General features: G+C 66.4%; 11 protein-coding genes. 6 read left to right on the forward strand and 5 right to left on the reverse strand.

Features of this window, described 5'->3' with window-relative positions:
• Positions 1-10: 10 nt before the first annotated feature.
• Together WBG56_RS07655 and WBG56_RS07660 are read right to left on the reverse strand one after the other, a co-directional pair.
• Positions 11-1534 carry a fumarate hydratase gene (locus WBG56_RS07655; protein ID WP_424266904.1) on the reverse strand — a complete coding sequence of 508 codons (1524 nt, stop codon included), beginning with the start codon at positions 1532-1534 and terminating at the stop codon, positions 11-13.
• Positions 1534-2301 (reverse strand): crotonase/enoyl-CoA hydratase family protein, encoded by a 768-nt coding sequence (locus WBG56_RS07660; RefSeq protein WP_424266906.1) that lies wholly within the window; start codon positions 2299-2301, stop codon positions 1534-1536. Before WBG56_RS07660 ends, WBG56_RS07655 begins: the two co-directional genes overlap by 1 nt.
• A gap of 96 nt (positions 2302-2397) precedes the next feature.
• Between WBG56_RS07660 and glyQ the strand changes: the two genes are divergently transcribed.
• The 6 genes from glyQ (at position 2398) to gloA (ending at position 8019) form a co-directional block, all read left to right on the forward strand.
• Entirely contained in the window at positions 2398-3303 is a 906-nt protein-coding gene (glyQ, locus tag WBG56_RS07665) for a glycine--tRNA ligase subunit alpha (RefSeq protein WP_424266908.1), read from the forward strand.
• Positions 3300-5432 carry a glycine--tRNA ligase subunit beta gene (gene glyS, locus WBG56_RS07670; RefSeq protein ID WP_424266910.1) on the forward strand — a complete coding sequence of 711 codons (2133 nt, stop codon included), beginning with the start codon at positions 3300-3302 and terminating at the stop codon, positions 5430-5432. Before glyQ ends, glyS begins: the two co-directional genes overlap by 4 nt.
• A complete protein-coding gene (gene gmhB / locus WBG56_RS07675) occupies positions 5429-5983 on the forward strand; it encodes a D-glycero-beta-D-manno-heptose 1,7-bisphosphate 7-phosphatase (protein ID WP_424266912.1) in 555 nt (184 codons plus the stop codon). Before glyS ends, gmhB begins: the two co-directional genes overlap by 4 nt.
• Positions 5980-6708 (forward strand): lysophospholipid acyltransferase family protein, encoded by a 729-nt coding sequence (locus WBG56_RS07680; protein WP_424266913.1) that lies wholly within the window; start codon positions 5980-5982, stop codon positions 6706-6708. Before gmhB ends, WBG56_RS07680 begins: the two co-directional genes overlap by 4 nt.
• Positions 6695-7549: a M48 family metallopeptidase gene (locus WBG56_RS07685; RefSeq protein ID WP_424266915.1), complete on the forward strand. Its 855-nt coding sequence runs from the start codon at positions 6695-6697 to the stop codon at positions 7547-7549. Before WBG56_RS07680 ends, WBG56_RS07685 begins: the two co-directional genes overlap by 14 nt.
• A gap of 74 nt (positions 7550-7623) precedes the next feature.
• On the forward strand, positions 7624-8019 hold the full coding sequence (gene gloA / locus WBG56_RS07690; RefSeq protein WP_424266917.1) for a lactoylglutathione lyase: 396 nt from the start codon (positions 7624-7626) through the stop codon (positions 8017-8019).
• A 7-nt stretch (positions 8020-8026) separates the two neighbouring features.
• Here gloA and rsmA read toward each other — a convergent pair whose 3' ends face one another.
• The 3 genes from rsmA to WBG56_RS07705 are packed head-to-tail and all read right to left on the reverse strand — an operon-like array spanning position 8027 to position 12755.
• On the reverse strand, positions 8027-8863 hold the full coding sequence (gene rsmA, locus WBG56_RS07695) for a 16S rRNA (adenine(1518)-N(6)/adenine(1519)-N(6))-dimethyltransferase RsmA (protein ID WP_424266920.1): 837 nt from the start codon (positions 8861-8863) through the stop codon (positions 8027-8029).
• Positions 8860-10389: a peptidylprolyl isomerase gene (locus tag WBG56_RS07700; RefSeq protein WP_424266922.1), complete on the reverse strand. Its 1530-nt coding sequence runs from the start codon at positions 10387-10389 to the stop codon at positions 8860-8862. Before WBG56_RS07700 ends, rsmA begins: the two co-directional genes overlap by 4 nt.
• Entirely contained in the window at positions 10386-12755 is a 2370-nt protein-coding gene (locus WBG56_RS07705; RefSeq protein WP_424266924.1) for an LPS-assembly protein LptD, read from the reverse strand. Before WBG56_RS07705 ends, WBG56_RS07700 begins: the two co-directional genes overlap by 4 nt.
• Between the last annotated feature and the right edge of the window lie 94 nt (positions 12756-12849).

Consider the following 12849-nt stretch of genomic DNA (forward strand, 5'->3'; position numbering starts at 1 on the left):
AAAGCGCGGATCAGGCCCCGGCGGCCACCAGGCGGGCGGCAATCCGCTGCTGCCATTCCCTGGGCCCGGTCGTGTGCACGGAAACCCCCTGGGAATCCACGGCCACCGTCACCGGCATGTCCTGCACCTGGAACTCGTAAATGGCTTCCATGCCCAGGTCCTCGAAACCCACCACGCGGGCAGCCCGGATGGCCTTGGATACCAGGTAGGCGGAACCGCCCACGGCCATCAGATAGGCCGAACCATGCTTGCGGATGGACTCGATGGCCTCCGGGCCGCGTTCGGCCTTGCCGATCATGGCCAGCAAGCCGGTCTTTCCCAACATCATATCGGTAAATTTATCCATCCGCGTGGAGGTGGTCGGGCCCGCCGGGCCGACGACCTCGTCGCGCACCGGATCGACCGGGCCGACGTAGTAGATGACCCGGCCGGCGAAATCCACCGGCAGGGATTCGCCCCGCGCCAGCATGTCCTGGATGCGCTTGTGGGCGGCGTCGCGGCCGGTGAGGATGCTGCCGGACAGCAGCAGGCGTTCGCCGGGTTTCCAGGACGCGACCTCTTCACGCGTCAGGGTGTCCAGATTGACCTGGCGGGAGGCCTTGTAATCGGGCTTCCAGTGGACCTCGGGCCATTCGGACAGGGCCGGAGGCTGCAAGGCGGCCGGGCCGCTGCCATCCAGCACGAAATGGACGTGGCGGGTCGCGGCGCAGTTGGGGATCATGGCGACCGGCTTGGACGCCGCATGGGTCGCACAGGTCATGATCTTCACGTCCAGCACCGTCGTCAGGCCGCCCAGGCCCTGGGCGCCGATCCCCAGCGCATTGACCTTCCGATACAGATCGATGCGCAGTTCTTCGAGCTTGTTCTGCGGGCCGCGCTGCAGCAGCTCGTACATGTCGATGTCCTGCATCAGCGACTGCTTGGCCATGAGCATGGCCTTTTCGGCCGTGCCCCCGACCCCGATGCCCAGCATGCCCGGCGGACACCAGCCGGCGCCCATGTGCGGCACCGTCTTCAGCACCCAGTCCACCAGCGAATCGCTGGGATTGAGCATGGCGAACTTGGTCTTGTTTTCAGAGCCGCCGCCCTTGGCCGCGACCTGGACGTCGACGGTGTCGCCGGGCACCAGTTCGACCTGCAGCACACAGGGCGTATTGTCCCGGGTATTGCGCCGAGCGAACAGCGGGTCGTCGAGCACCGAGGCCCGCAGGGGGTTGTCCGGATTCGTGTAGCCCCGGCGCACGCCCTCGTCGCAAAGTTCCTGCAGGCTGCGGCGGGTGTCGAAGCGCACGTCCATGCCGATTTTCAGGAAGACGTTGACGATGCCGGTGTCCTGGCAGATCGGCCGGTGGCCTTCGGCGCACAGGCGCGAATTCGTCAGGATCTGCGCAATCGCGTCGCGGGCGGCGGGGCTTTCCTCGACGTCATAGGCGCGGGCCAGATGATGGATGTAATCCAGCGGGTGATAGATGCTGATGAACTGGACGGCATCCTCGATGGATTGGATCAGGTCGTGTTCGGTGATGGTGGTCATTATTTTCCCTTCCAGACCGGGGGTCGTTTTTCGGCGAACGCAGTCGCGCCTTCGCGCGCGTCCTCGGAGGTGAAGATATGGGCGACGCGCGGGCGCTGCAGATCGAACATGTCGTCCGGGCGCCAGTTGCGCGACTGAGAAATGATGGCCTTGGCCGTGCGCACCGCCAGCGGGCCGTTGGCCGCGATGGTCCGCGCCAGAACCAGGGCGGCATCCAGCGCGCCGCCGGGTTCCGCCAGGCGGTTGACCAGGCCCAGCGCATGGAAGCGCTCGGCCGGGAACATGTCGCCGGTCAGCACGGCCTCCATCGCGACGTGATAGGGAATGCGCGAAGGCAGGCGCAGCATGCCGCCCGAACCCGGAACCAATCCGCGCTTGACCTCGGGCACGCCGAATTTCGCATCGCGGGCCGCCACGATCAGATCGCAGGCCAGGGCCAGTTCGCAGCCGCCCGCCAGGGCGTAGCCTTCGACGGCGGCAATCAGGGGTTTTTGCGGCGGGCGTTCGCACAGCCCGCCAAAACCGCGATCCCCCACATAGGGACGCTGGCCGGTGGCGGCAAAGGCCTTCAGGTCCATGCCGGCGCAAAAATGCCCGCCCGCCCCGGTCAGGATGCCCAGGCGCAATTGCGGATCGGCATCCAGCACGTCAAGGCCCGCCGCCAGCGCCTGCGCCGCCTCCAGATTGACGGCATTGCGCGCCTGCGGCCGATTCAGGCGCAGGATCAGGATATCGCCCTGTCGCAGGACTTCCAGGCACTCGCTCATGTGTTCTCCGACAAAGTGGATAAAATGGCCGTTTCGGGCGCAGTCTGCACTGTACCCGAGTTTCGGATACGAACTTTGCGGACATCCCGCCACGTCATGCTTACATTCCAACAACTGATTTTATCGCTCCAGCAATACTGGGACCGGCAAGGCTGCACCCTGCTGCAGCCCTACGACATGGAAGTCGGGGCGGGGACGTCCCACACCGCCACGTTTCTGCGCGCCATCGGCCCGGAACCCTGGCGGGCGGCCTACGTCCAGCCGTCCCGGCGCCCCAAGGACGGGCGCTATGGCGACAATCCCAACCGGCTGCAGCACTATTATCAGTTCCAGGTAGTCCTGAAACCCGCCCCGCTGAACATCCTGGACCTGTACCTGGGGTCCCTGAAGGCCGTCGGCATCGATCCGCAACAGCACGACATCCGCTTCGTCGAAGACGACTGGGAAAACCCCACGCTGGGCGCATGGGGCCTAGGCTGGGAAGTCTGGTTGAACGGCATGGAAGTCACGCAGTTCACCTACTTCCAGCAGGTCGGCGGTCTGGACTGCAACCCGACCATGGGCGAAATCACCTACGGGCTGGAGCGCCTGGCCATGTACCTGCAGGGCGTGGAATCCGTCTACGACCTGGTCTGGACCGAGGCCCCCGACGGCCGCCGCGTCTTCTACCGCGACGTGTTCCACCAGAACGAGGTCGAACAGTCCACCTACAATTTCGAATACGCCGCCACCCCCATGCTGTTCAACCATTTCAACGACTACGAGACCGAGGCCAAGCGCCTGATCGAAGTCCCCCTGGCCCTGCCCGCCTACGAGGCCACCCTGAAGGCCGCCCATACCTTCAACCTGCTCGACGCCCGGGGCGCCATCAGCGTCACCGAGCGGGCCACCTACATCGGCCGCATCCGCAACCTGTCGCGGGCCGTGGCTCAGGCCTACTACGAATCCCGTGAACGGCTGGGCTTCCCCATGCTGGAGACCCAGGTGGAGGCCCAGGCATGAGCACCCGTCCCCTGATCGTCGAACTGCTGACCGAAGAACTGCCGCCCAAAGCCCTGAATGCGCTGGGCAACGCCTTCGCCGACGGCATCCGCAAAACCCTGCAGGGCCAGCACCTGCTGGCGGACTCCTGCATCAGCACCGCCTACGCCACTCCGCGCCGGCTGGCGGTGCACCTCAGCGCCGTGCTGGGGCAGGCCCCGGATCAGTCCTACAGCGAAAAACTGATGCCGGCCGCCATCGGCCTGGATGCCCAGGGAGCCGCCACCCCCGCCCTGCTGAAGAAACTGCAGGCCAAGAACCTGGGCCACCTGGTCCCGACCGACCTGGCCCGCCGCAACGACGGCAAGCAGGACGTGCTCTACGCCGAAGGGACCGCCCCCGGCGCGGCCCTGGCCGACGGCCTGCAGCAGGCGCTGGACCATGCCATCACCCACCTGCCCATTCCCAAAGTCATGCAGTACCAACTGGCCGACGGGCGCACCAGCGTGAAATTCGTGCGGCCCGCGCATCATCTGCTGGCCCTCTGGGGCGACGACGTGATCCCGGTGCAGGCCCTGGGGCTGCGGGCGGACCGGATCTCGCGCGGGCACCGTTTCCTGTGCCAGGAACCGCTGTCGATCGCCTCGGCCGACGACTGGGCGGCTCGCCTGACAGGATCGGGCTACGTCATCCCGGCGTTTGCCGAACGGCGGGCCCGCATCGCCCGGCAACTGGCGGAAACCTCGGCCACGCTGGGGACCACCATCGGTTCGGACCCTGAAGTCGATGCGCTGCTGGACGAAGTCACGGCGCTGGTGGAATGGCCCACGGTCTACGTCGGCGCCTTCGAGGAAGCCTTCCTGGCCGTGCCCCCGGAATGCCTGATCCTGACCATGCGGCTGAACCAGAAATACTTCCCGCTGTTCGACCCGGCCACGGGGGCGCTGACCCACCGATTCCTGATCGTCAGCAACATGCAGCCGCAGGACCCGTCCGCCATCATCCAGGGCAACCAGCGGGTGGTGCGGCCCCGTCTGGCCGATGCGCAGTTCTTCTACCAGACCGACCTGAAGACCCCCCTGGCCGATCGCGTCGCCGACCTGGCCCACAGCGTCTACCACAACAAGCTGGGGACGCAGCTCGAACGCACGGAACGCGTCCGCAAGATTGCGCGCTGGCTTGCGCCGCTTCTGGGGGGGCAGCCCCTGGTCGCCGCCCGGGCCGCCATGCTGGCCCATGCAGACCTGGGCACCCTGATGGTGGGTGAATTTCCCGAACTGCAAGGCATCATGGGCGCCTATTACGCCCAGCACGACGAAGAACCGCCAGCGGTCGCGCGCGCCCTGCGCGACCAATATCGCATCCGTCTGGACGAACCCGTCAGCGACGATACCTTGATCGCCGCGGTGCTGTTCATGGCCGAGCGCGCCGAAACCCTGATCGGCATCTGGGGGATCGGCCTGGCCCCGACCGGCGAACGCGATCCCTATGGGCTGCGCCGCGCGGCCCTGGGCCTGATCAGCGCCTACGAACAGCTCACGGCCGGCGGCTACTTGCAGGCCAGCCAGGACTCCCCGGCCCGCCTGGCCGCGCTGCTGGAGCAGGCGGCCGGCAATTTCAGCGCAGGCACGCTGGCCCACGGCACGGTCGACGCCGTGCTGGATTTCGTCTACGAGCGCTACCGCAACCAGTTGGCGGCCACCTGCGACCGGGCAGCCATCGACGCCGTCCTGGCCTTGCGCCCGCCCCTGCATCAGGTGGCTGCCCGCGTGCAGGCCTGCATGGAATTCACAGTCCTGCCCGAAGCCGAATCCCTGGCCGCCGCCAACAAGCGGGTCAGCAACCTGCTGAAAAAGGCCGAAGGCGATTTGCCCGCATTCGACGCCGGCCTGCTGACGGAACCTGCCGAACGGCAGCTTTCCGACACCATCGGACAACTGGCGCCACAGGCGCAGGCCGCTTTGCAGGCGGGCGACTTCACCGCCAGCCTGGCCATCCTGGCCCGGGCCCGCACGGCGGTGGACGGCTTTTTCACCGACGTCATGGTGATGGCCGACGACCCGCGCATCCGCGACAACCGGCTGGCGCTGCTGCAATCCCTGCATCGCCTGATGAATCAGGTTGCCGACCTGTCCAGGCTGGCCACGTGAAACTCATCATCCTGGACCGCGACGGCGTCATCAACCACGACAGCGACGCCTTCATCAAGTCGCCCGACGAATGGATCCCCATCCCCGGCAGCCTGGAAGCCATCGGACGGCTGAGCCAGGCCGGCTGGCGGATCGTCGTCGCCAGCAACCAGTCGGGCATCGCGCGCGGGCTGTTTTCCATGGAAACCCTGGGCGCCATCCACGCCCGGATGCGGCAGGCCGCAGCGGATGCCGGCGGGCGCATCGACGCGATCTTCTTCTGCCCCCACGGACCTGAAGACGGCTGCACCTGCCGCAAGCCATTGCCCGGGATGCTGCACGACATCGCCCAGCGGCTGGACATTCATCTGAACGGCATCCCTCTGGTAGGCGACAGCCTGCGCGACCTGCAGGCCGCAGCCGCGGCAGGCTGCGCACCCTGGCTGGTGCTGACGGGCAAGGGTCACAAGACCTGGGAGACGTCCGGCACCAGCGGCGAACTGCCCGCCGGCACCGAAGTCCGCAACGATCTGGCTGCAGTGGCCGACGCCCTCCTCAAGGCACATCCATGACCTTTCTGCGCTCCGCGCTGTACATGGCCTTCCTGGTCGTGACAGTCATCCCGTACGCTCTGTGCTGCGTCCTGTGGGCGCCTTTGCCCCTGGTCTGGCGCTACCGTCTGACACTGGGCTGGCCGCGGCTGGCGCTCTGGGGCGCCCGCTGGATCCTGGGCATCCGCTACCGGACGCAGGGCACGGAACACCTGCCCGACGGCCCGGCCATCATCCTGTCCAAGCACCAATCGGCCTGGGAAACCCTGTATTTCGCCGTCAAGCTACCCCGCGACGTGGTCTTCGTCTACAAAAAGGAACTGCACCACGTGCCCTTTTTCGGCTGGAGCCTGGCCTTGCTCAGCATGATCCCCATCGACCGTGCCAAAGGCCGCGAGGCCTTTGACCAGGTGGTGCGCATCGGCAGCCAGCGGCTGCAGGAAGGTCGCTGGCCCGTGCTGTTCCCCGAAGGCACCCGCGTCGCCCCCGGCGAGGTCGGGCGCTATAAACAAGGTGGCACGCTATTGGCCTGCAAGACCGGCGTGCCGGTCATCCCGGTGGCCCACAACGCGGGGGAACGCTGGCCGCGCAACGCCTTCCTGAAGACCCCCGGCCTGGTGACGGTATCCTTCGGTCCGCCGCTGGATCCATCCCAATACAATCCGGTGACTCTGAACAGCGCCGTGCGCGACTGGATCGAAGCCGAAATGCGAGTCCTGAATCCCGAACGGTATGCCGATCGGTAAGCCTCGCCAGCTCAGTCTGTTCGACGGATCGTCTCCAGGGACTGCCGCTCCGGGGCCGACCCCGGCTGCGGGCCTGCCCCCGGCCACCCCGGAGCCCCCCGGCTACACCCGGCACGAAATCCACCTGCAGGACCAGCCACTGGCCTACCGCCTGCGCCGATCCCGGCGCAAAACCATCGGCCTGACCATCCGCGATGCCCGCCTGCTCATCCAGGCGCCCACCTGGGCGACACGTCGGCAGATCGAAGAAGTCATCCAGGAAAAGTCCCGCTGGATCCGGGACAAGATGAGGATCAACCAGGAACGCATGGCCCTGCTGGCCCTGCAGGACACCCAATGGCGTCCGGGCGGGCGCATCCCCTATCTGGGCGTCATGATCGAATTGCGGCTGGACGGCAGCCGGGAGGCCCGCTTCGAGGGCGACCCCCGCCATCCGCGGGACTGCGACCTGCTGTTCCTGCCGCTGCCCGATGGCGCCGACGGCGGCCGCATCCAGGAACGGGCCCAAGCCTGGCTGCAGGAACAGGCCCGGCAGGACTTCGACACCCGGCTGCAACGCAGCCTGGCCCTGGCGGAGCAGCAGATCCATGGCTGGGCGCTTTCCGCCGCCCAGGGCCGCTGGGGGTCGTGCACCAGCCAGCGGCGCATCCGCCTGAATTGGCGCCTGATCCACCTGCCGCCGTCACTGATCGATTATGTGGTTGCGCACGAGGTCGCGCACCTGAAGGAAATGAACCACAGCCCCGCCTTCTGGCGCGAAGTCGAGCGGCTGTGCCCCGACTTCAAAGCGGCCCGCGATGCCCTCGCCCGGCACCACCCGACCAGCCTGCCGCTGTTCTAGGCCGGGGCTGCCCGGGCACTCCCGGTTTTGCGTATGATAGGTGGATCGTCTCTTCTCGATCCCAGGAATTCACCATGCGACTACTTCACACCATGCTGCGCGTCGGCAATCTGGACCGCGCCCTGATGTTCTACACCGATATCCTGGGCATGCGCCTGCTGCGCCGCAAAGACTATCCCGAAGGCCGCTTCACCCTGGCCTTCGTCGGCTACCAGGACGAATCCGAAGGCGCCGTGCTCGAACTGACCCATAACTGGGACACGGACTCCTACGACATCGGCACCGGATACGGCCACATCGCGATCGAAGTCGAAGACGCCTATGACACCTGCGCCACCATCAAGGCCCGCGGCGGACTGGTGGTGCGCGAGGCCGGCCCCATGAAGCACGGCTCGACCATCATCGCCTTCGTGCAGGATCCCGACGGCTACAAGATCGAACTGATCCAGCGCAACAGCCGGGCGGACTAAGCCGGCTTCACGCGACCCCGGCCGCCGCCAGGGCATCGGCCATGTCCAGGAATTGCGTCACCGACAATTCCTGGGGCCGCACGGTCGGGGCGATGCCCAGGGCATCCCAATCCAGCCGTTCCGTCCAGTCGCCCAAACTGCCCCGTATCATCTTGCGCCGGTGTTCGAACACCCGCGAGACCAGCCGCTCAAAGACCGCCGGGTTGCCGGGTTGCCGCCAGGCGTCCGCAGCCAGGGGGCGCATGCGCACAATGGCCGACATGACCTTGGGCGGCGGGTCGAACGCATCCGGCGGCACGTCGAACAGATGCGCCATCCTGTAGCGGGCCTGAAGCATGACGGACAGACGCCCATACTGACTGTCGCCCGGCCGCGCCACCATGCGGTCGATGACCTCCCGCTGCAGCATGAAATGCTGATCCCGCACATGGCCCGCCCACTGCATCAGGTGAAACAGCAGGGGGGTGGAGATGTTGTAAGGCAGATTGCCGACGATGCGCAGACGGGGATGGGCCGGGACACCGGCCCCCGCGTCGCCCGCCTGCCCCTCATCGCCGGCAGGAATCAGAGCGGAAAAATCGACCGTCAAGGCATCGGCCTCGACCACGTTCAGGCGATCGTCCCCCCACCGCGCGCGCAGGCGCCGCGCCAGGTCGCGATCCAGTTCCACGGCGGTCAGCCGGCCCAGCCGATCCAGCAAGGGCGCCGTCAGGGCGGACAAGCCCGGGCCGATCTCCACCATGCAGTCGTCGGCCTGCGGGTCGATCGCCCGCACGATGGCATCGACGACCGACTCGTCGCTCAGGAAATGCTGGCCGAAGCGTTTACGGGCCTGGTGCGTCATTGCGATGACTGGACGCCGCTGCGGGTGTGTTCCAGCCGATTGTCGACGTAGGCCTCGCTGCGCAACTGATCCAGCCAATCCTCGTACGCCGGGCCGATACGGCGTTGCATCAGCTCGCGACGCGCCTGCATGCGGCGGAATTCCTGTTCCATGTTCTTGGTGCGGCGGCCTTCCACCTGGATCAGGTGCCAGCCGAACGGCGATTTGACAGGCTCGCTGACCTGGCCGTCCTGCAGGGCATTCATGGCCTGCTCGAATGCCGGCACGGTTTCACCCGGATTCAACCAGCCCAGGTCGCCGCCCTGCGGCGCCGAAGCGTCCTGCGAATAGCGTTTTGCCAGTTCGGCGAAGGATTCGCCATGTTCGATGCGCTGGCGCAGGCTCTCCAGCGTGCTGCGCGCCTTGTCGTCACTGACGACCTTGCTGGTCTTGATGAGAATATGCCGCGCATGGGTCTGCGTAACCATCATGGGGCCGGACGCCGCAGGCGCCGGCTGGGTGGTCGCGGGAGGCGCCGCCGGCGCCGCCGCGGGCGCCTTTTTCGGCGCCGGACGCTGCGCATAGCCGCGACGCAGCACCTTCAGGATATGAAAGCCCCGGCCGCTCTGGAGGATCCCTGTGATGCCGCCTGCGGGCACGTCGGTCACCGCCTGCACGAACAGATCGGGCCAGTCTTTCAGGGGCCGGATGCCCATGTCGCCGCCCTGCAGGGCCTGCGGACCATTGGACGACGCCGCTGCCACCCCGGCAAAGTCCGCGCCGGATTGCAGCTTGCGCAGGACCGCTTCCGCCTGCTTGCGTTTTTCCGCCACGACGGAATTGGCCGCGTAGTCCGGGACCTCGATCAGAATCTGGGCCAATTCCACCAGCTCGGGGCCGGTCGGCACCGTGGCGGGTTCGGGCGTCTCGGGCGCCTGGGGCTGCCGCGCCTGCTCCGGGGGAGGCAAGGGCCGATCGCCCTGAGTTTGCAGGAACGCGTCGACGTCGCTGTCGCTGATGCTGATGCGATCCTCGACGAAGCGCTGGCGCAGCCTGTCGTCCTGGATCTGCGAACGCAATTCTTCGCGATACTGATCCCAGCTCATGCCGCCGGCCAGGATTTCCTTTTTCATCTGCTCGACGGTCAGGCGATTGCGCTGCGCCACGGTCTGGATGGCCCGCTCGACCTGGGCATCGGACACGCGGATGCCGGTGCGCTGGGCCTCCTGGTCCTGCAGCGCGGCATTGATCATCTGCTGCAGCACCTGGCGCTTGAACACGGCGTCCTCGGGCACAGGAATCTGCTGTTGCTGCATCTGGCGGCGCACCTGGGCCTGCTTGTCGGCCAGCTGCCCCAGGGTGATGACCTGTTTGTTGACGATGGCGGCGATGCCATCCACGAATTGCTCAGCGGGCGCGGTCTGCTGGGCAGGCGCGGCGGCCGGACGGGTTTTGCCGGCGGCCAGCGCCGGCGGCACCAGCGCGCTGCCGCCCAGCAGCAGAGCCAGCGAAAGCACACCGGCGGGATGACGCAAGCCAGACATCATTCGTACCTCTCGAAAACAGTTTTGTCAGGTGTGGGAGGGGTCGTGGACTGATACCCCGTGATCCGTTCGGACAACATGGACATGGGATCGGTACCCAGCGATCCCAGGCCGGTGAGTTCCAGCTGCAGGAAGAGCGCCGTGTTGGTCTTTTCCGCGGAGACCGCGTAACGCTGCAGCACCGCGCGGGCGGCCCAACCGCCGTCGCCCCGGTATTCCAGGCCCACGATGGACTGGGTATTGCGTTTCTCGGCCAGGGAATAATCATAGCGGCCCACCCCGAACCAGCGCCGCGCCAGCGGCCATTGGCTGCTGAGGCTGATCTGCTCGCGCGACTGCAGTTCGGTGCCGGCCGGCAGGATGCGATAGGGGTCGGTATACAGATTGGGGTCGCGTTCGTAGCGATAGGACAAGGACACCGTCGCCAGGCGCTTGGGCGTCCAGCGCACGCCCGAACTGAGGCGGTTGCGTTTCTGCGTATCGTGGTCGAACTGGCCGTCGAAATACACGGAGAAGCGGTCCGTCAGGGCCGCCTTGGCCCCCAGCAGATAGTCGGATTCCGTGGCGTTGCGCGGCGTCTGGCTGGGCAGCGTCACCTTCTGGTCGTCGAAATAAAAACGCTGCGCGACCGACAGGGACAGGCGCTCGAAGCCCGTGTCGGCATCCAGCCACCGGGTGGTCAGGCCGGCCGTCAATTGGTTGGCGTTGGCGATGCGATCCCAACCGCCGCTGAAGATGTTTTCATCGAAGGCCTGCTGGTAGCTGAAGGACGCCATGCCCGTATCGAACACCGGCAAGCCGGACTGATCCCGGTACGGCACGTATAGATAGTACAAGCGCGGCTCCAGTGTCTGGACGGCCGCATTGCCGAACCAGGAAGAGTCGCGTTCCAGGGTCAGGCCGGCATCCACCGAGGCGATGGGCAGCACCCGCGTCTGCACGCGGGAGCGCCCCAGCAGTTCGGGCGGCAGCCCCTGGATGCTGCCGTAGAACCAGTCGGTGTCGTACTGGCTCATGTGCAGGCCGACCTTGGGGGTCAGGTAGGCGCCGGGCAGCACGAAGGGCCTGGAAATCGTGGTGTAGGACGTCAGCCGGGTGCCATTGGGCATCAGCCGCTTCCCGGCTTCGTCGGGGAAGGCGCTGCCGTGATAGATGGGCGCCACAAACCGCGTGGCGTAGTTGTCGGACACCACATCCAGGCCATGCCAGCCATAATGCTGGGCCTGGAAGTGCAGTTCCGGCAGCTTGTCGTAGGGAGGCGCCAGGAACGACCCCGTGCTGTCCTGCAGGGTCTGGTAGCGGTAGAACTGCAGCGAGCCGCTGAAATGCGGACCGCCGGACCAGCTCAGCAAAGCCTGACTGGGCATGTAGGTGATGGCGGCATCCGTCAGCCCGAACGACGAGAAATCCCGGAAATAATCATCGTCCGACACCTTGCGGGCATCCAGGTAGGCCTGCAGGCCATGGCCCAGGTCCCGGGTGTGCTGGACCGAATACATCCAGCGCTTGTCGCCGGTCTGGCGGTCGCGCATGATGTAGGTGCCAAACAGTTCCGAATGCGAGGAATCCCCCAGATGCCGGAACTCGGTCCCCAGCAGCAGGCCGCGCTTGCTCAGGTAGCGCGGAAACAGGGTGGCATCGTAATTGGGCGCCAGGTTCAGGTAATACGGGGTCGTCAGCTCGATCCCCCCATTGGACGAGGTTCCGTAGGTGGGGGTCAGGAAACCGGTCTTGCGATCCCGGCCCAGCGGAAAGGTCAGGTAGGGGGAATACAGGATCGGCACGCCCTTGAAGCGCAGCACGCCATTGCGGGCCGCGCCCTCGTTTTTGTCCAGATACAGATCCACGCGGGTGGCGTCGATGTACCAGGCGGGATCCGGCCCCGACCAGCCGGTATAACGCACGTCGGTCAGGCGCATGTGCTGGCGGCCCAGGATATCCGCATGTTCCGCCCGGCCCTTGCCGGCGGACGCCCCCAGCCAGAATTGCGGCGCCTGGATCACGCCCTGGCTGGTCCGGGTGTTGTAGCGCAGATGCGGCCCCCGCACGATATTGCCATCGCGCGCCAGCAGGCCGTCGCCCTGGACTTCGGTGTCGCCCGTCGTCTGGTCGTAATCGATGCGGTCGCCTTTCACCACCCCGTCCAGACGGCGGACCTGGGCATGGCCCTGCAACGTAATCCGGCCATCCGAATGGCGTGTGATGTCATCCCCGATCAGGAAGGAGGGCAGTTCATCCCCCTGCGGCACCGGATGCAGGCGCAGGCTGCCCACCATGCGCAATTCGCTGGCCGGCGCCGAAGTTTCCGCAGCCAGGGTCGGGGCCGACAAAACGGCGCTCAAGAGGATGATGCGGCTGATCCAATGCACGAAGACCGGGCCCTCTGGGGTGAAATGAGAAAATGGACTGACCTGCGCACCACATTGATCAGCGACCCAGTATTATAGAGAAGCCGCGCCGACC

Origin of the sequence: Castellaniella sp. (genome assembly GCF_049671645.1) — a bacterium.
GTDB lineage: Bacteria > Pseudomonadota > Gammaproteobacteria > Burkholderiales > Burkholderiaceae_B > Castellaniella.